19 protein-coding genes, 1 tRNA gene and 1 pseudogene are annotated in these 21481 nt (G+C 32.5%); 17 read left to right on the top strand and 4 right to left on the bottom strand.

The features are described 5' to 3' along the window. The first annotated feature begins 2 nt into the window (after positions 1 to 2). From OEI98_RS14585 to OEI98_RS14570, 4 genes are all read left to right on the top strand, one after another. Positions 3 to 1283 (top strand): adenylosuccinate synthase, encoded by a 1281-nt coding sequence (locus tag OEI98_RS14585; protein WP_003871182.1) that lies wholly within the window; start codon positions 3 to 5, stop codon positions 1281 to 1283. A gap of 108 nt (positions 1284 to 1391) precedes the next feature. Further along, positions 1392 to 1467 (top strand) — tRNA-Thr (locus tag OEI98_RS14580). 325 nt (positions 1468 to 1792) lie between these two features. Continuing rightward, positions 1793 to 1981: an SHOCT domain-containing protein gene (locus tag OEI98_RS14575; protein ID WP_003870735.1), complete on the top strand. Its 189-nt coding sequence runs from the start codon at positions 1793 to 1795 to the stop codon at positions 1979 to 1981. 31 nt (positions 1982 to 2012) lie between these two features. Further along, a complete protein-coding gene (locus OEI98_RS14570) occupies positions 2013 to 2297 on the top strand; it encodes an SHOCT domain-containing protein (protein WP_003870736.1) in 285 nt (94 codons plus the stop codon). A gap of 988 nt (positions 2298 to 3285) precedes the next feature. On the opposite strand, the gene OEI98_RS14565 is transcribed toward OEI98_RS14570, so the two are convergent. Beyond that, a complete protein-coding gene (locus OEI98_RS14565) occupies positions 3286 to 4002 on the bottom strand; it encodes an FTR1 family iron permease (protein ID WP_266038707.1) in 717 nt (238 codons plus the stop codon). A 434-nt stretch (positions 4003 to 4436) separates the two neighbouring features. On the opposite strand from OEI98_RS14565, the gene OEI98_RS14560 reads away from it, so the two are divergent. Next, positions 4437 to 4844 carry a VOC family protein gene (locus OEI98_RS14560; RefSeq protein ID WP_003870738.1) on the top strand — a complete coding sequence of 136 codons (408 nt, stop codon included), beginning with the start codon at positions 4437 to 4439 and terminating at the stop codon, positions 4842 to 4844. A gap of 46 nt (positions 4845 to 4890) precedes the next feature. On the opposite strand, the gene OEI98_RS14555 is transcribed toward OEI98_RS14560, so the two are convergent. Continuing rightward, positions 4891 to 5040, bottom strand: a complete 150-nt coding sequence (locus OEI98_RS14555; RefSeq protein WP_208638261.1) for a hypothetical protein — start codon at positions 5038 to 5040, stop codon at positions 4891 to 4893. Between the two features lie 254 nt (positions 5041 to 5294). Between OEI98_RS14555 and OEI98_RS14550 the strand changes: the two genes are divergently transcribed. From OEI98_RS14550 to OEI98_RS14535, 4 genes are all read left to right on the top strand, one after another. Then, the gene (locus OEI98_RS14550; protein ID WP_003870739.1) at positions 5295 to 6251 is read left to right on the top strand and encodes a ComEC/Rec2 family competence protein; all 957 of its coding nucleotides are present in this window, start codon (positions 5295 to 5297) and stop codon (positions 6249 to 6251) included. Between the two features lie 105 nt (positions 6252 to 6356). Next, on the top strand, positions 6357 to 7550 hold the full coding sequence (locus tag OEI98_RS14545; protein ID WP_003870740.1) for an RNA-guided endonuclease InsQ/TnpB family protein: 1194 nt from the start codon (positions 6357 to 6359) through the stop codon (positions 7548 to 7550). A 135-nt stretch (positions 7551 to 7685) separates the two neighbouring features. Continuing rightward, on the top strand, positions 7686 to 8933 hold the full coding sequence (locus OEI98_RS14540; RefSeq protein WP_266038701.1) for a DUF1015 domain-containing protein: 1248 nt from the start codon (positions 7686 to 7688) through the stop codon (positions 8931 to 8933). Positions 8934 to 9041: 108 nt separating this feature from the next. Then, the gene (locus tag OEI98_RS14535) at positions 9042 to 10484 is read left to right on the top strand and encodes a M1 family metallopeptidase (RefSeq protein ID WP_003870742.1); all 1443 of its coding nucleotides are present in this window, start codon (positions 9042 to 9044) and stop codon (positions 10482 to 10484) included. On the opposite strand, the gene OEI98_RS14530 is transcribed toward OEI98_RS14535, so the two are convergent. Beyond that, positions 10481 to 11464, bottom strand: coding sequence for an ATP-binding protein (locus OEI98_RS14530; RefSeq protein ID WP_266038698.1), 984 nt, complete (start codon positions 11462 to 11464; stop codon positions 10481 to 10483). The genes OEI98_RS14535 and OEI98_RS14530 overlap by 4 nt on opposite strands. Beyond that, positions 11457 to 12431, bottom strand: coding sequence for a DnaD domain protein (locus tag OEI98_RS14525; RefSeq protein ID WP_004399606.1), 975 nt, complete (start codon positions 12429 to 12431; stop codon positions 11457 to 11459). Before OEI98_RS14525 ends, OEI98_RS14530 begins: the two co-directional genes overlap by 8 nt. 237 nt (positions 12432 to 12668) lie before the next feature. On the opposite strand from OEI98_RS14525, the pseudogene OEI98_RS14520 reads away from it, so the two are divergent. The 8 genes and pseudogenes from OEI98_RS14520 (at position 12669) to OEI98_RS14485 (ending at position 21450) form a co-directional block, all read left to right on the top strand. Continuing rightward, a pseudogene (locus tag OEI98_RS14520) lies at positions 12669 to 14023 on the top strand (peptidoglycan DD-metalloendopeptidase family protein). A 177-nt stretch (positions 14024 to 14200) separates the two neighbouring features. Next, positions 14201 to 15007, top strand: coding sequence for a peptidase MA family metallohydrolase (locus OEI98_RS14515; RefSeq protein ID WP_003870746.1), 807 nt, complete (start codon positions 14201 to 14203; stop codon positions 15005 to 15007). A 59-nt stretch (positions 15008 to 15066) separates the two neighbouring features. Next, positions 15067 to 15762 carry a response regulator gene (locus tag OEI98_RS14510; RefSeq protein WP_003870747.1) on the top strand — a complete coding sequence of 232 codons (696 nt, stop codon included), beginning with the start codon at positions 15067 to 15069 and terminating at the stop codon, positions 15760 to 15762. Beyond that, the gene (locus OEI98_RS14505) at positions 15746 to 17452 is read left to right on the top strand and encodes an ATP-binding protein (RefSeq protein WP_323053824.1); all 1707 of its coding nucleotides are present in this window, start codon (positions 15746 to 15748) and stop codon (positions 17450 to 17452) included. Before OEI98_RS14510 ends, OEI98_RS14505 begins: the two co-directional genes overlap by 17 nt. Before the next feature lie 87 nt (positions 17453 to 17539). After that, entirely contained in the window at positions 17540 to 17935 is a 396-nt protein-coding gene (locus tag OEI98_RS14500) for a hypothetical protein (RefSeq protein ID WP_003870749.1), read from the top strand. 12 nt (positions 17936 to 17947) lie between these two features. Beyond that, positions 17948 to 19237: a two-component system activity regulator YycH gene (gene yycH / locus OEI98_RS14495; RefSeq protein ID WP_266038691.1), complete on the top strand. Its 1290-nt coding sequence runs from the start codon at positions 17948 to 17950 to the stop codon at positions 19235 to 19237. Between the two features lie 3 nt (positions 19238 to 19240). After that, positions 19241 to 20071: a two-component system regulatory protein YycI gene (locus OEI98_RS14490; protein WP_266038689.1), complete on the top strand. Its 831-nt coding sequence runs from the start codon at positions 19241 to 19243 to the stop codon at positions 20069 to 20071. Between the two features lie 125 nt (positions 20072 to 20196). Then, positions 20197 to 21450, top strand: coding sequence for a UDP-N-acetylglucosamine 1-carboxyvinyltransferase (locus OEI98_RS14485; protein ID WP_004399617.1), 1254 nt, complete (start codon positions 20197 to 20199; stop codon positions 21448 to 21450). The last annotated feature ends 31 nt before the right edge of the window (positions 21451 to 21481 follow it).

Genomic DNA, 21481 nt, shown 5'->3' with positions numbered 1-21481 from the left:
TTATGTCAACATTAGTTATAGTTGGTACCCAATGGGGAGATGAAGGGAAAGGGAAAATTACTGATTATCTTGCGGAAAAGGCAGATGTAGTCGTAAGATACCAAGGAGGAAATAATGCTGGTCATACAGTTGAAAAAGGAGGAGTGCAGTATAAACTTCATTTAATTCCCTCTGGAATATTATATCCTGATAAAATTTGTATAATAGGAAATGGAGTGGTAATTGACCCAGCTTCTTTGATTGAGGAAATAGAAAATTTAGAAAAACAAGGGGTTAGTATAGAGAATTTAAAAATAAGCGATAGAGCCCATATTGTATTTCCTTATCATATAAGACAAGACGAACTTGAAGAACTAGCAAAAGGAAAAAATGACTTGGGTACTACGAGAAAAGGCATAGGTCCTTGCTATATGGATAAGTCAGAAAGGATAGGAATAAGAGTATGCGACCTTATAAAGCCAAAGGTTTTAGAGGAAAAGCTTAAAAGAAATATAGAAAAGAAAAATAAACTTTTTAGAGATTTGTATGGTGTAGAAGGCTTTGATTTTGATGAAATGTATAAAAAATATTTAGAGTATGCTGAAAAAATAAAACCCTTTGTTACTGATACAACAGTGCTTTTATACGATTTAATTAAAAGTGGCAAAAAAGTTTTATTTGAAGGAGCACAGGGGACACTTCTTGATTTAGATTTGGGTACCTATCCTTATGTTACTGCGTCTCATCCCATAGCAGGAGGAGTGACAGTAGGAGCAGGAATAGGACCTACAATGATTGATGAAGTAATAGGTGTAGTAAAAGCATATACTACAAGGGTTGGTAAAGGGCCTTTTCCCACAGAGCTTTTTGATGAAAATGGAGATTTCTTAAGAGAAAAAGGTCATGAATATGGGACTACTACAGGAAGACCGAGACGATGTGGTTGGCTGGATGCTGTTATTCTTAAATACTCTGTAAGAGTGTCTGGTATAACTCATTTTGCTCTTACCAAATTAGATACTTTGACAGGGCTTAAAAAAATAAAAATATGCACAGGTTATAGATTTAAGGGAGAAATAATAACAGATTTTCCTGCAAGCCTTGAGGATTTGGCTCAATGTGAACCTGTATATGAAGAATTTGACGGGTGGGAAGAAGATATACAAGGAGCAAAAACTTTTGACGACTTACCTTATAATGCTCAAAAATATATAAAAAGAATTGAAGAATTGATAGGTATTAAAGCAGCAATAATCTCTGTAGGACCTGAAAGAAATCAGACTATTGTTTTAAGGGATTTTTGATAAAGTGATTAAGGCTCTTTTACAAAAATTTTATAAAAAAGCTTGACATATACTGTTGCTCTAAGTATAATATATAAATGTCAGGACAATTGGATAGCTAATAAAGGTGCTGGCGTAGCTCAATAGGCAGAGCAGCTGACTTGTAATCAGCAGGTTGAAGGTTCAAGTCCTTTCGCCAGCTCCATTTTTTTTGTCAAAAAGTCAAGGTTTTTAAGTACCTTGCTTTTTTATTTTAGTGTTGGTGACAACAAAATGACAACATCTTATCTTTACCGTTTATAAATAACTTACTTAGTTTTTCAGCTGCTTCTTTCTGCATTTCGGGAAGTACATGCGAATAATGTATTAAGAGTCATTTTTACGTCTGAATGCCCAAGACCTTTGCCAGTTCATGAAGAAAAACGTACTTTTATATTTATTTTCTCTTCATATTTTCTTCAAAAGTAAGTTTTAAAATAAAGGTAAAGCAAGTTAACAATTTTTCGATAAATAGAAAGGAGTTGAAAAGTATGTGTCTTATATTAATCTTGGCAATTGGCTTTTATTTGTACAAAACAGGTGACCTGCAAAGAATGATTAATAATTTACATGAAAACAAAAATTACCAAACAAACGAAGCAAAAAGAATACTCGATATACGCTTGGCTAAAGGCGAAATTACAGAAGAAGAATATAATAAATTAAAAAGTATTTTGTAAAATTTAAATATTTAGAGAGGAGGAGAAAACAATGTTTGGAGGATATATACCGGGTGGTTTAGGTCATTGTTTTGGAGGATATTATCCGTACGGTTATGGAACTTGGTTCGGTGGTGGACTTACCAATATATTGTTCTTAATTTTAATAGGTGTAGTAATTTACTTGCTAGTAAAACAGATTAGAAATGTTAACTTTTTTAAAAAACACGATACAGATCCTAATAATGAAGCATTAGAAATTGCCAAGTTAAGATACGTTCGAGGTGAAATTACTTCAGACGAATATACAGAAATAGTAAAAATGTTAAAAAAATAAGCTAAATAATTTGACATTATTTTTGCTTACATTGCTCCTATTGACATTTTATGACCTTAAAAGACGAGACCTTTACATAATATGTTTTATATATTATGTAAAGGTCCTAATTTATTTAGGTTGTTTGTCAAAAGTTAGGGTAAAGTATGTCCGTGTTAAGATTTTGTATGTAAGTTTTTAAAATATTTTAATTTGAATTGGCTTACCATCGGTTACATACTTTGCTTGTTCAGTTGTGGAATACATTTTATTTATAATAAAATCATTACTTATATGAGAAAACGGTAGAGTTTTAGACTCTTTACCAGCTTAATAAATGAAAATTAATGGTATTATATTTCCTTTAAGTTAGATTGCTTCGAGTAACTTTCGCTTTCCCCCTTTCTTTGTATTTCTTTCGGAAATGCTACAAGAGGCCGTTTTAGACCTTAGCGTCGCAGAAAACGGCGTCTTTGAGATGGTACAGTTTCTATCTTCTACGCATACTCTAAAAGGCTAAGAGAAATAAACGAAGAAGAAGTTTACCAGGTAGAAAATGAAATCAGTTTATGAGAGCAGTAGCTTTCGCTTATACATTAATTAATTCAAATTGCCAGTAACAAATATTAACATATTTTGGCGGTAATGCTCTTAAAAAGCGAAAAAAATTTTTAATCAGGCTGTAATAATTTGAGAAAAAATATTTTTATGCCCTTAAAAAATACCATCATAATTGAAAATCTTTGGAGATCTAATTTGAGAATTAACAATGCATTATATCCCTTCTTTCTCTAGACAAGGTTTCAGTACATTGATGATCTGTTTCTCATCATCAACTACCCGGATGTTTCTTTTATTTTCCATCTTACTATCGCCACAATTTAATGCTATTTTGTATCGCAAATAGGTATATATTCACATAAAATTACGTATTAGGTGGTTCCTTTCGAACTATTCATAAACATTTTACCTACAATCAATATATAAGCACTATACGCAATGACCTGCATTAAAGACGGAGTGCTTTCGTATCCAATAAACGCTGCAGTAACTTACCTAACAAACTTTCATCTGGAATTAACCATTCTAGGCTCCATACTTTTTCAATTATTGGAGGTATTATTCCTAATTCTCCTAATGCATGAATTGCATGAGATGTTAAACCTGCTGCAATGAATATCAAAAGCCAGCCAGTTATCATAAAGAATTTCCTTAAATTCAATTTTATTGTTGTTTTGTATAATAATACAGATATTATTGCAGCTATAAATAACCCTGTAAATGATCCTAATAATAAACCTTCACCTTTTAAGGCGGTTAAGAATAGTGCCGTTTCTATCCCTTCTCTTATCACTGTTACAAATGCTAATATCGTTATGCCCCATACCTGATTATTTGACAAAGCTTCATCAACCTTTGCTTGAAGCTCACCTTTGATGTTCTTGCTCTGCTTTTGCATCCAGACAACCATATATGAAAGGATAATAATGGCTATCGCTGCAACAACTATTTCAAATAATTCAGCACTTTCGCCTTCAAAACTAATTTTTAAAGCCTGGAATATAAACGAAATAACAACACTCAAAACTATAGCACCAATAGCACCTAGCCATACGTGTTTAAAGTACTTTTTTTGGTTGATTTTTGTAAGGTATCCTAATAGTATACCTATGACTAAAAAAGCCTCGAGTCCTTCGCGGATTGTAATTAATATACCTGCTAACATAAAAACCCTCCTTATATGATTATGATAATCATTATCAATTTTATTTTAGACTATGCATATTCATTTTGTCAACTTTTTTATATTATATTTGTTGTGGTGTTAGTATATTATTGTAGACACTTTAACTCGAACAGGATAAAATAAAAATATAAAGAGAGGAAGTGTCTACAAAATGCCAAGAGGACAAAGAAAATATAATGATGAAGTATAATCTTTACGGCTGGGGGTGGAAGAAGGAAATTCAGCATTGGAGATAGATCAAGATTTTCAAACATAGAAGAATAGAAATAATTCGATAAATAAGGGAGGAAATCCTACATAAAAGATAAGAAATTTAGGAATGATAATAAAAAGTACATCCTAGGAATGGCTTAAATGAAGGCTTTTAAATTATGCACAAGCCAACGTATAATTAACTAAGGAGTGGATAAATAATGATTAAGAAAATTGTGCCATATTTAATGTTTGAAGGAAATGCAGAAGAAGCATTAAACTTCTACAGCGATGTATTTGGCGGAGAAAAATCTAATGTTATAAGATATGGAGATTCACAGATGCCAGTTAAGGAAGAATATAAGGATAAAATATTGCATGCAAGACTTGAACATAAATCATTTATTTTATATTTATCTGACACATTCCAGGGACAGAAGGTTGAAAAAGGAACTAATGTATCTTTAACACTTGAGTTTGACACAGAAGAGGCTATTGATAAGGCTTATACTGCCTTATCAGAGGGTGGTAAGATACATATGGAGCTTCAAAAAACTTTTTGGAATGCTAAATATGCGAAAGTTACTGATAAATTTGGAATAACTTGGGATTTAAATTACCAATATTGATTGTGGGCTCTTTGTCAAGAGTTGGGGTGGGTATTTTTCTGAATGCCTACCCTTTAGTTTTAAACTGAAGCATATAATCGTCGTGACATCTTGCAGAAATTTTGTGATATAATTTATATGCTTTTATTCTTATGCTCCTTTTATAGCAGGCATTTAGAATAAGTTCACTATTTTTTATGAATGATTTTTTATCCACCTCACCACTTTGTAATTTTTCATTTTCGCTTTGCTCAAAACAAAAATTAGCCTTATGAAATCAGGGTCTTTTGGCTTCGTTCATTCGAAAAAAGAATTAATTATTTTTTAAAGAGGCGATAATAATGCCTAAAGAAAATGAAATTTGTGTTGTAGATAGTAGTCTATTGAAGATTTGGCAAAGGACTTATTTAAAGATGAATAAAGATGGATAAATGTTAAAAAAGTGCATAATTTGAAGGAGAGGTTTTAGCTATGTACAAGAAGAGATTACTGTTGCCCTTTATATTAATACTATTTGCATTTATATTGACAGGCTGTACAATATTTGACAATACATCTACTCATGAAGTTCAACAACTTTTACAGGATGAGGGGACAAAAAGCCAGCAAGAAACAGTTAAAAAATCCGAAACAGATAGTTTAACAATAAATTATATAGACGTAGGACAAGGAGACAGTATATTTATACAAACTCCATCAGGCAAAACGATATTAATAGATGCAGGAACGCCTGAAATGGGCAGTGAAGTTGAAAATTACATAAAAAGCCGCGGAATCAATAAAATTGATATACTTATCGGAACTCACCCTCATAATGACCACATAGGTGGTATAGTAGAAGTTATAAAAACCTTTAAAATAGGAAAGTTTTATATGCCTAAAGTAACGACGACAACAAGGACATTTGAAGAAGTTCTAAAGGCAGCAAAATCAAAAGGACTTTCGATAAATGTTGCAAAAGCAGGAGTAGTAATTGACCTTGGAGATGGCATAATTGCAAAAATGCTTGCGCCAAATAGTTCCCATTACGAGGACTTAAATAATTATAGTGCAGTAGTAAAAATTACGTATGGTAATACCTCTTTTTTGTTTACAGGAGATGCTGGTGAACAATCTGAAAAGGAAATGCTGAGTGAAGGATATAATTTAAAAGCTGACGTATTAAAAATTGGGCATCATGGCAGTTCTTCAGCTTCTACGTGGGCATTTTTAAAGGCAGTACATCCTAAATATGCTGTTATATCTTGCGGTAAATACAATGACTATGGTCATCCCCACAAAGAAACAATGAAAAAGCTTAGGTCATTAGGAATAATAGTATATAGAACAGATGAATGTGGGACTGTAATTGCAGTAAGTGATGGCAAAACTATAAATTTTAATGTAGAGCCGGGGGATTATTTGTCGGGAAGTGAGATTAAAAGATAATTTACGATCATCCGCCGAGAACGCTTTCCAATTTATTGAGAGATGAAAGGCGGTAAAAAATGTGATAAAATAAAGTAGAGTTAAAACAGGAAGGAGGTGAGAAAAATGGAAGTAACAAGAGTTATAGTATTTCAACTTTCTCACTGCAGCAGAGAACACAGAATAATATTGGGACATTTAACATACTCAGCATCAAAACTGTGGAACGTCGCAAACTACGCTGTTCAGAACAGAGAAATATCAGTAAATCAGTTAGAAAAGTGCTTAAAGGATAATTTCTGGTATAAAAACTTGCATTCACAATCTGCACAAGCAATACTGCAAAAACTACAGATAGCTTGGAAGAATTTTTTTGATGGATATACTAAAAAGCCGAAGTATCAACCCAAAAACGGGCATATCCCTGTAAGATGGAAGAAAAATGGCATAAAAATAATTAATAACAAAATCAGACTATCATTGTCCACACAAACAAAGCAATATTTAAAAGAAAAGTACGGTATTGAGTCCAAATATCTATGGATAGATTTACCGAAAAATCTATCGCTCAATACTGTACAGGAAATTGAAATTGTTCCAAAAACTTTGTATGGACATACTACATATTTTGTTCATATCGTTTATAAAAAAGATATACCAGAAGTCGAACCTGCAGATAAAAAAATGATGGGAATAGATTTTGGAATAAAGAATTTTGCAGCAATAGTTATAGAAGAAAATCCAGAAACATTTATTATTGATGGCGGTTATCTTATCTCAAGATTAAGATTATTAGCCAAGGAAAAAGCGAGAATCCAATCTGTAATTTCAAAACAAGGATACAAAACATCGTATAAGCTTCACAATTTAATAATCAAAGAGAAGAACTTTGTAAAAGACTACATACATAAAGTTTCAAGGTATATAATAGAACTGGCGAGGCAGAACGGAGTAAGCAAAATAATAATAGGTGGAATGAGTGACGGAATAAGAGATATGGATATAGGACATAAGAATAACGAGAAACTGCACAAAATACCATTTGGTAGATTGTTTGATATGATAAAATACAAAGCTAGAGAATATGGGATAGAGGCAAAAAAAGTAGAAGAAGCATATACTTCTCAAACATGTTCTGTATGCGGTATAGTGGAGAAGAATAATCGCATATACAGAGGATTATATGTTTGCAGTAGGTGTAGGACAGTAATGAATGCAGATATAAACGGTGCAGTGAACATATTAAAGAGAGTAACCCTGAATCCGAGATTGGATAGGGGTAGAGGGTTTGGCAACCCCAAGCGAATAAGGGTAGCATAGACTATCAATCTTCGCTTAAAGAACCTCTCCACTTTAGTGGAGAGAGTGTGTCAGTTTAATACATTGCATTTATAAAGTGATATGATATAATAAAAGCATTGAAACCAGTTGAAATAAATTTTTAGGAGGATTATTATGGCTACAGTAAAACCCTTTAAGGCAATAAGGCCTGCACCAGGATTGGCAAATAAAATAGCGTCCTTGCCTTATGACGTCGTAAATACCGAGGAAGCGAGGAATTTGGCGAAAGATAATCCTTATTCATTTCTTCATGTGGATAGAGCAGAAATAGATTTAGCTCCTTCTATAAATCCTTACGATGAAATAGTTTATGAAAAAGCGAGAGAAAATTTTGACAGAATGCTTAAAAAAGGGCTGTTAATAAAAGATAATGAGGAGAACTATTACATCTATAGAGAAATAATGAATGGCAGGAGTCAAGTGGGATTGGTAGCGACTGTTTCGATTGATGAGTATTTAGAAAGAATAATTAAAAAGCATGAGCTTACTCTGCCGGAGAAAGAACAGGATAGAATAAATCACATGGATTACTGTGATGCTCACACCAGTCCAGTTTTTTTAACGTACAAAGCCAATCAAGAGCTTAAAAAGTTGTTAAATAGCTGGATGGGGAGCAAAGATCCTATATATGATTTTACATCAGAGGATGAAATAAGACATACAGTATGGATTATAGATGACAAATCTTTAATAAATAAAATTACTTCTGTTTTTAAGGAAATAGACTATCTTTACATTGCAGATGGACATCATCGGGCTGCTGCTTCTGTAAAAGTAGGCTTAAAGAGGCGAGAACAAAATCGTGATTATAAAGGAGATGAGGAGTTTAACTATTTTTTAGCAGTGTTAGTGCCCAATGATGAAGTTTTTATCATGCCATATAATAGAGTGGTAAAGGATTTAAACGGCTATTCCGAAAGTGAATTTATCGAAAAAATAGAAGAGAAATTTGAAGTAGAGAAATGTAATGAAGGTCAGCCTTTCAATCCTTCGCAAAAGCACACTTTTGGCATGTATCTATCAGGAAATTGGTACAAACTTACTGCCAAAGAAGGTACTTTTAATCCATCGGATCCGATAGAAAGTTTAGATGTATCCATCTTACAAAAAAATCTTTTGGATCCTATTTTGGGAATAAAAGATCCGAGAACTGACAAAAGGATTGATTTTGTAGGAGGAATTAGAGGCTTAGAAGAATTAGAAAGAAGAGTTAAGGAAGACATGAAAGTAGCTTTTTCTATGCACCCGACAACAGTTGAAGATTTAATTGCTGTTGCCGACGCGGGAATGATAATGCCTCCTAAGTCTACCTGGTTTGAGCCTAAACTAAGAAGCGGATTATTTATTCACGAATTGAGCTAAAAGCACCTTTTCATTTTAAGGTGCTTTTTATTTTTTAAGTGAAAAAGTTCTATTATTTAAAAATTTGTACTAATATATATTGAAGGATAATTTAGGGGAGCTGGTTATATGAAAATAAAACAAAAAGCACTATTGGGTTTAGCTATAATTGTAATTATCGGTTTAGTGCTTTATCTTTTGCCTGAAGAGAGTCAACTTACATCTTACACAATTGAAGCAAAATATGATGACCAAAATAAAATAATTTATGCTACTCAAACAGTAAAATATATAAATACTAATGATATTCCTTTAAAAGAAATATACTTTCATTTATATCCAAATGCTTTCAAGACACAAGAGAATTTGCCTTTTACGAAGGGAGAGCTCCCTTTTGCCTATCCTGATGGTTTTCAACCGGGATTTATAGAGATTGAAAAAGTTACTTTTGATAAAGACATTCCAGCTACTTACGAATTGGAAGAACCTAATGAGGAAATTTTAAAAATAAATTTGCCTAAAGAATTAAAAAAAGGAGAAACAATAGAAATCAATATGACCTACAAAGTACAAATTCCACCTTGTAGAAGTAGATTTGGCTATGGGAACAATACCGTACAGATAGGAAATTGGTATCCTATACTCTCTGTATATGATAAAAATGGCTGGAATAATGATCCGTACTACATTTTTGGAGATCCTTTTTATAGTAATATAGCAAATTACAAAGTAAAATTGTCAGTACCTAAAAACATGATAGTTGCTTCCACTGGAGAAATAAAAGAAGAGAAAAACTATGGAGATTCCAAAGAATTAGTTATTGAAGCACAAAAAGTAAGGGATTTTGCTATGGTGTTAAGTACGAAATTTAAGATAGCAGAGCAACAGGTAGATGGCATAAAAGTTAAATCCTATTATTTTACGGAAGGATATGGAGACAAAGCTCTTAAATTTGCTGTAGATGCAATTAAGTTTTACAATGATTATATTGGCAAGTATCCTTATAAACAATATTCTGTTGTACAGACTGATTTTTACATGGGAGGCATGGAATATCCTAATCTTGTAATGATATCAAAAGATTTGTACACAAAAGCTAATTTGTTTCATTTAGAATATGTAATTGCTCACGAGACTGCTCATCAATGGTGGTATGGTGCTGTGGGAAACAACCAAATAAAAGAATCTTGGCTGGATGAGGGATTGACGGAGTACACTACAATTATGTATATAGAAAGGTATTACGGTAAGGCAACAGCTGATGAGATTTATAGGCTTGTTATAGAGGGGGAATTTAATAAATTTCTAAATACCAATTCAGATATTTCTTTTGCTAAGACTTTGGCAGATTTTAAAGAGTGGAAGGAGTACACTAATATAGCTTATAACAAAGGAGCAATGGTATTTTATAATCTGAGGAATCTGGTAGGTGACGAAGAATTCAAAAAAGTGCTTCAAAATTATTACGATAAATACAAATATAAAATTGCCACTACGCAAGACTTAATTGACGTAGTGGACAGTGTGACAGGCAAAGATACAGGTGGATTTTTCCAAGAGTGGTTCTATTAAATTATCATTTTTCGTTTTAGTCTTATATCTTCACCGTAGAAATTAAGCAATTTAAAATGGCCGAATATTCGTGAATAAATTCTTTCGGGATAAATTGCCATTATTTCTGATAGAGGTAAATTTGTAGAAATAATAAATTTTTTGCCAAGCAACAATCTTGTATTTAAAATATTAAAAAATTCCTGCAAACTAAAAGCAGTTATAGATTCTGTTCCCAAATCGTCGATTATAAGGAGGTCACATTCTTTTAACAATTCCAAATATTTATTATAACTACTGCCATCAGCATTAAGCTTGTTTATTCTCAAACCTTCAATTAAATCTGGCGCTGTTCGATATATCACACTTTTACCTCTATCTAATAATTCCTTTGCTATACAATTAGCAAGGAATGTTTTACCAAGACCCGAGTCTCCATAGAAAAAAAGACTTTCAGCGGTAGTATCAAAATTTTTTATAAAATTAAGAGAAAACTCTACAATATTTTTCATGTTGCTTCTTGGGGAAGGCTTATCTTCATAGGGTTTGTCTGAATAATATTCGAAATTAAAATTAGAGAAATTTTCTTTTTTAAGTATTTCGGCTATACTTGATTGTTTATAATAAATATTTATAAGCTTTTGGTCAAAACATTTACATCGCTTTCCATTTACATATCCTGTATCTTTGCATATGTTGCATTCGTATTTAGGTTCTAGATAATCTTCAGGGTATCCATTAGATTCTAAGAGATAAGCCTTCTTCTTTTTTAATTTATTTAACCTCTCTTTTAAAAGATTTAAAAGTTCTCTTCCCTTTTCAGGTTCTTTAAAAATTGATTGAGTTATTTCGATTCCTACGTTCTTAATCTCTTCCTCAATTTTTTCAAGTTCAGGAATTTTTTTATAAAGTTTGTTTTTACGGTAAAGGGCTTCTTGCAAAGCCTTATCTCTTTTCATTTCATATTCTTTAAGGATTTCATGGATGATGTTTTCATTCATTTAATTCACCCCTTGAATGGGCTAAAAGCTTTTTCTCCAAATCTTCTATGTCGTAACTTCTCTGAGAGTAGCTGTTGAAGTAGTTTTTAGGAGCTTTAAAACCTGAGGTAACAGGAGTTTTTTTCTTTGTAGAGGACTTTTTATTTTCTAAATCTTCTACTGTTCTTATACCTTCATTAAACCAGTTGATTAGTATTTTATTTATATAAGGGAAACTGGGTTCATTCAATTTAAGAGTACATTCGTTGCAGGCTTTTATTATCACATCTACATCAAAACCTAAATCGTCCATCCAGCGGTCCATCATCTCTTTGTGGGATTCCATTAATTCATCCTCTTTAAGGCCTAAAGCATTTAAAATCTTTCTATAATTTTGCCATCTTTTGTTTTCTGCTTTTAAGTATTCTTCTACATCTAATGCGGTTTTAAGACCTGCGTCATGCCAGGCTATTGCTACCTTTTCCATATATCTTAAAGAAGTTTTGTTTTTAGAAGCGCAATAACTTACTAACATCGTTATTATTTCCAAGGAAAAGCCGTATTCATCTATCCAGCTTAAATATGTTTCCATTTCTGTGGGGGTTAAAGGCCTTCCCAAAGTCAATTCAATTGCTTCAAACATTTGTTTTACTTGAGGGTCCTGTAAGGACACGCTGTGATTTGAGGTTGGTTGTGGAATAACCGGGAGATATTCAACTGTGTATTCACCATCTATGTATTTTAATTTAACTAAGCCTGATTTTTCCCAATACTTCAAAGCTCTGTCAATTTCTATATCTGACATAAATAATTTATCTGCTAAAGTTTTCAAAGGTATTTCATTGCCATAATAGCAATATTTCAATCCCAAAATATATACTTTGACATATTCGCCTGGGGCATCCAACATGAAATGATTTATAAAATAATTGCTGATGGGAGTACTTCCCCAATCGTCATTTTCGTTTAAAAATCTAAAAACGCTCATCCTCCCCACCTCGAATATATTATAACACAGCGAAATAGCCTCTTCAATTGAAAAGAATTTAACATAATTATCGGAATATTTGAGTATATTGTTAAATTAAATAAGTATATATAGGAATATTAGTTTGAAGTATAACATACAATATAGAAAGATGCTAAAAATTTCATTAATTAAAATTTGGTTTTACAAAAAAGTATGGTATAATTAAAAAAGATTAACAGAAGAAAGGAGAATACTATGGGGAAGGTGGGGGATAAAAGCTATAAGTTTTTTCTTGGTTTATTAAAGACTTACAAGAACAATATTATAGCTTTTGTGGTAGCACTGTCCATAGGTCTTTCTTTTATTGTATATGAAAAAGGATTTGCCTACAAGATAACAGTAGATGGTGAAACTATTGGAATTACCAAGAATATAGATGAGGTAAAAAGTTTTATAGAAGAATTACATAAAAAAGAAAAGCAAAAGACAGGAACGGATATAGTTTTAAATCAGCAAATAAAATTTGAAAGGGTAAGAGTATCAAATAAAGAGTTGACAGATGTACATAAAATTTATGCTAATTTGGAAAATGCTATGAGTTTTAGCTGCAAAGCTGCTGCCATAATAGTAGATGGCAAGTTTGTGACTGCGTTAAAAAATGAAGAAGAGGCAAATAAGGTTCTTGAAATGTTAAAGAATAAATACGCAAAGGATTCTGATAGAACATATTTTAAAGAGGATGTCAAAATTGAAGAAAAGTACATACCTCCAAAATATTTAGTAAGCTTTGAGGAAGCGTTAAAAATATTGCAACAACCTGTAAAAAAAGCTGTTACATACACTGTAAAAGAAAACGATAGTTTGTGGTCTATTGCAAGAGACCACGACATGTACATTGATGATATTTTAAAATTAAATCCTGGCCTTACAGAAAATTTAAAACCAGGACAAATAATATATTTATCTTCTGCTGTACCTAATGTCACGGTTGTTACTGAAAAGAGAATAGTTTACAAAGAGGAAATACCTTTTGAGACAAAGCTTACTAAAGATGACAAACTGTATACCAATCAGTCTAAAGTGTTAGTAGAAGGTAAAAAAGGCTTGAAAGAGGTAACTGCTGTTGTTGTAAGTTACAATGGCATTGAGGTTTCAAAAAAATAAAGAACGAAAATGTCCTTGAAAATCCTATCAACAAAATAGTTGCCGTAGGTTCAAAAAGAATATCTTATGTTGCTACAGGGTCTTTTAATTATCCTGCGAGAGGTACAATAACCTCACGATTTGGTCCTAGATGGGGGAGTTTTCATACGGGAGTTGATATAGCAGCTTCAGAAGGAACTCCTATCTATGCTGCAGATGCAGGAACTGTTATATTTTCTGGTTGGGAAAGTGGCTATGGCTATTTAGTGAAAATTGACCATCACAATGGTTATGTTACTTATTACGGACACGCTAGTAAACTCCTTGTTAAGAAAGGCGATAAAGTGGCGAAAGGACAAAAAATTGCTTTGGTAGGTTCGACAGGTCGTGCAACAGGGTCTCATCTCCACTTTGAAGTTAGAAAAAATGGCGTTCCAGTTAATCCTTTATCATATTTAAATAGATGAAATTGTGACAAGCCCTATGGAGGGCTTTTTATTTTTGTAGGGTTGCTACAAGTATTTATGAATGTTATAATACAGTTGTAATTATATTTGTCAAAAAAACTGTATCGCTTCATACATATAAAAGCCTCTACATATAAATTACATACGGGGTTTTAAATGTATGTGAGGTGATACAGGATGAAAAAGAAAATTATTGTTTTTGCTATTGCACTTATTTTGTTCATTTCTCTTTATTATGCTAACAAAATTATGGTGGCTTCCTATCCTTATGTGAGAGAAATAAAAGAAAATAGTTTAACAGATAATGTAAAAGATTACAAAACAACACAAAGTGAGCACTTTATAGTGCGATATACCATGCCAGATGAAAAATACGTTTCTCTTGTTTTAGAAATTGCAGAAAAACATTATGATAGTGTTACTAAAGATTTAGATTACAAACCACCTGGTAAAACCGTCATTATAATGTACCATGACCCTGAAAAAATGAACACAGATTTTTCACTAGCAAAAGGGGATACTGCGATGGGGCTTTATTTAAATGGAGTCATAAGCATAGTATCACCTGAACTGTGGATTAGTCCTACAGAAGACCTAGAAAAAGTCTTTGAGCATGACGGACCGATTGTACACGAATTTGCCCACCTTGTTGTAGATGATATTGCGAGAGGCAATTACCCCGTATGGTTTACAGAAGGTATAGCCCTTTTGGAAGAATATCGAGAAAACGGTTTTGTCTGGGGTGAAGGTGTAACAGGTGATAAACCCTATTCCCTCAAAGAGTTGACTTATAACTTTAACCAATTAGATGAGACATTGGCCTATAAAAGGTCTTTTGAAATAGTAAAAGCCATAAGTGATAAATATGGGATGCAAAGCATAAGAGATATTTTAAAATATTTGGGGAGAGGGTTAAGTTTAAGTGAGAGTTTTTATAAAGTTACAGGACAAGATTTAGAGAAATTTATAGATTCAGTGAAATAAAGCAAGGAGAGTGTTGCTCTTCTTGCTTTAACCCTATAAAAAGACAAGGGGGAAGTAAAATGAGTTACAGAATACTGATAGTTGATGATGAGAAGCCTATAGTTGAGATAATCAAATACAATCTGGAAAAAGAGGGATACATAACTTATGAAGCTTATGATGGGGAAGAGGCTTTAAAAATAGCAAAAGAGCAAAATCCAGATTTGATAATACTTGATGTGATGTTGCCTAAATTAGACGGTTTTTCAGTACTAAGGACTCTAAGGCAATCAATGACTATACCTATTTTGATGTTGACGGCTAAAGAGGAAGAAGTAGACAAAGTATTGGGACTGGAATTGGGAGCTGATGACTACATAACGAAACCTTTTTCTATAAGAGAACTCATAGCACGAGTAAAAGCTAATTTAAGGAGAATTAGTTTAAATGGAAACGAGTCTGGGAATATCATTTACGTAAAAAATTTAAAAATTGACATGTCGAAATATAAAGTAGAAAAAAACAATAAAGAGATAGAACTTACCTCCAGAGAATTTGAACTTTTGAGATTTCTCATTTTAAACAAGGGGCTTATTTTTTCACGCGAAATGCTATTGGAAAAGGTATGGGGTTATGAATATCTGGGTGATATTAGAACAGTAGATGTCACCATAAGAAGACTGAGAGAAAAAATTGAAGATGACCCCAGTAACCCCAAGCTTATTCACACAAAAAGAGGGGTTGGTTACTATTTTAGCGATGAGAAGCAGATTTAAAAGCATTCAATGGAAAATAATTCTCATATATACTTTGTTAATACTTGTAGCAATGGAAATCATATGGGTATATCTTTATAAATCTCTTGAAAATTACCACATGAATAACTTTGACAATTACCTTGAAGCGCAAGCACGAGGTATTTCTTTTACCCTTAAAGACAACATGGATGCAAAAAGCTTAAAAAATGTGATAAATATGTACATGGGTCCTAATTCAAACGTAAAGTATGTGTATATTTTGGATAATAAAGGAAATATTTTAGCTAGTTCAACTGGGGATAGGGGTAAAATGATGACTCCTGCTATTGTCAAAGCCCTATCAGGAGAAATCGGAAGTGAAGTGACTGATGATTATAATTCTACTGGAAAAATAAAAAGCTTTGCCATGCCAGTTTATAATAGCGATGGTAAAATAAATGGAGTTGTGTATATTAGCGGTTCTTTAAATGGAATATATGAGACTTTATGGGATGTCAATTTGATTCTTTCGAGTGCTACTCTTTTTGCTGTTGGAATTACTATGGTGCTTGGATATATTTTGTCCAAGACTATAACTGACCCCATCAAAGAAGTGACAAAATATGCTCAAAAGATGGCAGAAGGTAATTTTGATGTGACGATAAAGATAAAATCTGATGATGAAATAGGAAAATTAGGTGAAATGTTTAATTTTTTATCTTTGCGATTAAAACAGACTTTAAATGATATTCAAGGTGAAAAAAACAAAATAGAAGCTATTATACAATTTATGACCGATGGTGTTGTGGCAACAGATGCAAAAGGCAACATAATCCACTATAATGAGGCTGCCGAGAAAATGTTAAATGTGAAGCTGGAATTAGGAATGCCAATAGAGGGAATACTAAATTTAGAAAAAGAAGATGCAGTAGCGACAATGAATTGCGGAAACAAGGTTTTAACAGTTAACATAGCTCCGCTAAAAAGCAATCAACAAATAGAAGGATATGTTTATGTACTTCACGATATCACGGAGCAACACAAATTGGATGCCATGAGGAAGGAGTTTGTGGCAAATGTCTCTCATGAACTTAGAACTCCTCTTGCTACCATAAAAAGCTATGTTGAAACTCTTCTTTACAGCAACGTAGATGCTGAATATTTAAAGAGATTTTTAAAAATAATAGATTCAGAAACTGACAGAATGACACGTCTTGTAAAAGATTTGCTTCTTTTATCTAAAATGGATTCTGAAGACAAAAACCTCAAATTTGAGCATAAAAATTTAAATGAAGTAATAATTGACGTAATAAATAGACTTTCTATTGAAGCTCATAAAAAAAATCAGAAACTTATCGTAGACCTTCAAGAAACGCCAAGGCATGTGTATATTGACAAAGATAAAATGGAACAAGTAATAGTTAACTTAGTAACCAATGCTATAAAATACACTCCAGAAAACGGAATGATAAAAGTTATGACAGAATACGATGAAAATTTTGCAACCTTCATTGTGGAAGACAACGGTATAGGAATTCCTAAAGAAGACCTGCCTCGAATCTTTGAAAGGTTTTACAGAGTAGATAAAGCCAGATCCAGAGAGCTTGGAGGTACAGGTTTGGGGCTTTCTATTGTAAAACAAATTGTAGAACTTCACAAAGGAGAAGTAAACATAGAAAGCGAAGTAGGAAAAGGCACTATAGTGAGGGTTAAACTGCCATACCAGTAAATTCGTAATAATAATTTAATATTACTGTAACAATATTGTAATAATAGTACTGTATAATAAAACCATAAAGGAGAAGGAGGGATATCCTTGAAAAAAATAGTTGCTTTATTTGTAGCAGTGATGATGTTTATGGCTCTTTTTATGTCATATGGATATGCAGATGACCTCATAAAAGTTAAAACTAATATAAACGATGTAAAAACGGACAACAAATATTTTATAATTTCTGGGAGTGGACAACCTAATACTACTGTAGAGCTTATCTTAAACGATAATTTAAGCGACAAATGGGTAATTGGCGATACAATGCTTTTCGCAAAATTATTGACTTTAAGCTATGGAGATAATTATATAGTAATAAAAGCTTATAAAGACGACCAATTGCAAATAATAAAAGGCCATGTGATACTTACAAAAAAGGATGGGATTTTGCAAATAACAATTACTGCCATTGAGGATATAATAAAATCTCTTTTAAAATAGAGGTCTTGAAGGATGAGGGAGAAGATTAAGTCACTGCTATTGTTTTTTCTTGTTTTAACTAGCGTGTATTTAACTTATAAACTGTGGATATCCTTTCCGCAAAATGAATTATCATTTATTAATAAAAAGTCCACAAATACAAAGGTGGACATTTTTCGTATAATAAGGCCAGAATACACTTTTGTGGGTTTGCAAGGAAAAGTGTACTTAGTATCAGATGGTAATCTTTCCTTTTCTTTATGGAAAAAAACAACGGATTTTATTAGTTCAAATAAAGAAGAAAAAATAAATGTGGTCGATGAGAATAGTTGGGAAAACGCACAAAAAGGTAAGTTTATGCGGTTTTTAATGGGAAAAAGTGCAAATGGTGACTTGTTAAAAGATATTTTTAGCAACAGAGATAGCTGGTCTAGAAAAATAAATAGCAATGTATATGTAAAAGAGATTATCGTTAACATAGACAAAAATCAAATTTTTGTGAAGGATGCAGCCAATAAAAAATTTTATAGTTTCAATTATTCAGAGATGGAGGATTTAAAAAACATTATAAAGAATTTCCCTAAAGATGAGGTCAGTGTGTGTGAATCTGTTTATGAGGAAGGCAATGCATATTTTGAAAAAAACGTGTACATACCTTCTCTAACGTTTTCGATAAAAAAAATATATAGTAAAGAAACAAATTTTGAATCTGACCCCCATTTTCTAGAAAAATTTTTTACGAATATCTCTGTTGTAAGAAAAATTACCGAGAATAACGGATGTACTGTTTATACCGACGGTTTAAAAAGTCTGCGCTTATATCAAAATGGGTATATAGAATTTTATGACACTGTTTCTGAAGCTTCTCCCACTGATAAAATTTTTGCACTGAGAAAATCTGTCGTCTTTTTGGAGGAAATAGGGATAAAAGTTGACGATATTTATCTGATGGATTTCAAAGAAGAAAAAGGGGAATATACTTTTTATTTTAATTATATATTTGATTATCCTCTTCGAATTTTGCAAAAAGAAATGCTGGATTTTCCAATCGAAATAAATATTTCAAATGGCAATATTAAATATGCACGAGTTTTGTATTTAGATTTGATGAGTAATGGAAGTTATTTAATTTCTCATGCAAAATTGAAGCAACCTCTTGCAATGGGATTAAAAGAGATAAACTGGCGAGAACCGCTTTCTGATTTAAAAATAGGTTATGCGTATTATGAGGGACAATTTATCCCTGTTTGGATTGGAGAAAGTAACAATAAAGTGTTTTTTATAAACATATTTAATGGAAAGTTGATTTACAATGGGGTATAAATTATGAACTGGTCTAAAGCAAAGACAGTGCTGATAATCACCTTTGCGATTTTGAATGTTCTTTTATATCTAACTATTGCTAAAATTAATAAACCGCAACCCCAGCTTTTATCAAGGCAAGATTTGTATTCAATAGAGGAAGTCTTATTGCAAAACAACATAATTTTGAAAACTACAATTCCGCAAGAGACAGAGCCAATGCCTCTTGTTAAGGTAACGAGAGAAATATTTGATGAAAGTTTTGTTTTAGAAAATTTTATTAAAAGTCAAAAATATGAAAAATACAAAGAAAATAGATATACAATTTTTAAATTTGAAGATAAAACTATCAAAGTAGATGGCATTAGTTTTTATTATTTTGAAAAGAACGATAAATTTAAAGATATGTCTTCTTCTCAAAAGGAAGAGTATGTACAGAATTTTATAAATAATTATCATTTTAAAGAAATAAATGTACAAGTTGAAAAAATTTCTCAAGGTAAAGAGGTAAAGATAAAGTATTTTCAAACCTATAAGGATTACTTCATAGATGGCGGATGGATGGAAGGGAAAATAGATGACAAAAGCTTTGAATTTTCAAAGTCTTGGTTTGGTTCTGTTGTGATGCAAAAGGCGAAAAAAGAGGTGATAAATGCGGCTTATGCTCTTTTGAAGCTTGTGGAGATAAAGACGGATGCAAAACCTATGGTTGTAAAAGAAATAAAATTAGGCTATTATTTTAACTGGAGCAGTGCTACTAAAGGAGAAGCAGTACCTGTTTGGAGGATAACTACTCAGGATGGCAACAGATATTACATAAACGCTTATACGGGAAATTTTGAGGAAGGTAAATAATACCACCTTCTTCTTCTTTTTTTAACCCTTAAATACTTGTAAAATATTTTAAATTGTATTAAAGTATATATTGTGATACTGTTTAAGTTTAATTTATTTTATTGATTTGAAGGGAAGATTGAAGAATGGAAAAGTTTATAATAAAAGGAGGAAAGCCTCTTAAAGGAAGTATACAGATAAGTGGTGCTAAAAACTCTGCTGTTGCAATCCTTCCCGCAGCCCTATTGGCTGATACTCCGAGTGTGATAGATAATTTGCCTGATATAAAAGATATAGAATTATTAGTCCAGATGATACGCCATCTGGGAGGAAAAGTAGAAAAGAAAAAACACGAAGTAGTAATTGCCCCTGAAGGGCTTAATTCCTTTTACCCTCCTCGAGATTTAGCAAGCCAGATGAGGGCTTCTTATTATCTTATAGGTGCACTTTTAAGTAGATTTAATGAGGCAGTAATAGCTATGCCAGGTGGGTGTAATATTGGTGTAAGACCTATTGATCAGCATATTAAAGGGTTTGAAGCTTTAGGTGCGGAGACTACTATAGAACATGGACTTATAAGGATTAAAGCTGATAAATTAGTAGGGAATCATATATATTTTGATGTGGCGAGTGTAGGTGCTACTATAAATTTGATGTTGGCAGCAGTTAAAGCTGAAGGGGTAACGATATTAGAAAACTGTGCAAAAGAGCCCCATGTAGTTGATGTAGCAAACTTTTTAAATGCCATGGGAGCGAATATCAAAGGTGCTGGTACAGATACTATTAAGATAACAGGCGTAGACAAGCTTCACGGATGTCACTATACTATTATTCCTGACCAAATAGAAGCAGGAACTTACATGGTGGCAGCTGCCGCAACTAAAGGTGATGTGTATATAAAAGGAGTAATTCCAAATCACTTAGAAGCAATTATTGCAAAACTTGCAGAAATGGGCGTCATTGTTGAAGAATACGACGATGTGATAAGAGTAAGAAGAGAAGGACCTTTAAAACATGTTGATATAAAAACTTTACCTTATCCTGGCTTTCCAACAGATATGCAACAGCCCTTTGCGGTGCTTTTGGCTTTGGCTGATGGTATAAGTGTCATTACTGAAAATATATATGAAAATAGATTTAAATATTTAAATGAGTTAAAGAAAATGGGAGCGAAAGTAAGAGTAGAAGGAAGGACTGCAATAATTGAAGGCGTAGAGAAATTGACAGGTGCACCTCTTTATGCGACAGACTTAAGAGCAGGTGCAGCGATGGTTATAGCAGGGCTTGCTGCTGAGGGTACGACAGAGGTTATGGAGGTTTATCATATAGATAGAGGTTATGAAGCGATGGAAGTAAAGCTTCAACAATTAGGAGCTGATATAGTAAGGGTAAAAGAGTAAAAAAGCTATAAAATTTTGAGTATAATGTGCT

This window comes from Thermoanaerobacter sp. RKWS2 (assembly GCF_026240795.1).
GTDB lineage: Bacteria > Bacillota > Thermoanaerobacteria > Thermoanaerobacterales > Thermoanaerobacteraceae > Thermoanaerobacter > Thermoanaerobacter ethanolicus.
This window is presented reverse-complemented; position numbering and strand designations above follow the sequence as displayed.

Excerpts from the sequence above, each read along its gene's own strand:
- OEI98_RS14585 (WP_003871182.1), top strand. The coding sequence starts at position 3 with ATGTCAACATTAGTTATAGTTGGTACCCAATGGGGAGATGAAGGGAAA.
- OEI98_RS14575 (WP_003870735.1), top strand. The coding sequence starts at position 1,793 with ATGTGTCTTATATTAATCTTGGCAATTGGCTTTTATTTGTACAAAACA.
- OEI98_RS14570 (WP_003870736.1), top strand. The coding sequence starts at position 2,013 with ATGTTTGGAGGATATATACCGGGTGGTTTAGGTCATTGTTTTGGAGGA.
- OEI98_RS14565 (WP_266038707.1), bottom strand. The coding sequence starts at position 4,002 with ATGTTAGCAGGTATATTAATTACAATCCGCGAAGGACTCGAGGCTTTT.
- OEI98_RS14560 (WP_003870738.1), top strand. The coding sequence starts at position 4,437 with ATGATTAAGAAAATTGTGCCATATTTAATGTTTGAAGGAAATGCAGAA.
- OEI98_RS14550 (WP_003870739.1), top strand. The coding sequence starts at position 5,295 with ATGTACAAGAAGAGATTACTGTTGCCCTTTATATTAATACTATTTGCA.
- OEI98_RS14545 (WP_003870740.1), top strand. The coding sequence starts at position 6,357 with ATGGAAGTAACAAGAGTTATAGTATTTCAACTTTCTCACTGCAGCAGA.
- OEI98_RS14540 (WP_266038701.1), top strand. The coding sequence starts at position 7,686 with ATGGCTACAGTAAAACCCTTTAAGGCAATAAGGCCTGCACCAGGATTG.
- OEI98_RS14535 (WP_003870742.1), top strand. The coding sequence starts at position 9,042 with ATGAAAATAAAACAAAAAGCACTATTGGGTTTAGCTATAATTGTAATT.
- OEI98_RS14530 (WP_266038698.1), bottom strand. The coding sequence starts at position 11,464 with ATGAATGAAAACATCATCCATGAAATCCTTAAAGAATATGAAATGAAA.
- OEI98_RS14525 (WP_004399606.1), bottom strand. The coding sequence starts at position 12,431 with ATGAGCGTTTTTAGATTTTTAAACGAAAATGACGATTGGGGAAGTACT.
- OEI98_RS14515 (WP_003870746.1), top strand. The coding sequence starts at position 14,201 with ATGAAAAAGAAAATTATTGTTTTTGCTATTGCACTTATTTTGTTCATT.
- OEI98_RS14510 (WP_003870747.1), top strand. The coding sequence starts at position 15,067 with ATGAGTTACAGAATACTGATAGTTGATGATGAGAAGCCTATAGTTGAG.
- OEI98_RS14505 (WP_323053824.1), top strand. The coding sequence starts at position 15,746 with ATGAGAAGCAGATTTAAAAGCATTCAATGGAAAATAATTCTCATATAT.
- yycH (WP_266038691.1), top strand. The coding sequence starts at position 17,948 with ATGAGGGAGAAGATTAAGTCACTGCTATTGTTTTTTCTTGTTTTAACT.
- OEI98_RS14490 (WP_266038689.1), top strand. The coding sequence starts at position 19,241 with ATGAACTGGTCTAAAGCAAAGACAGTGCTGATAATCACCTTTGCGATT.
- OEI98_RS14485 (WP_004399617.1), top strand. The coding sequence starts at position 20,197 with ATGGAAAAGTTTATAATAAAAGGAGGAAAGCCTCTTAAAGGAAGTATA.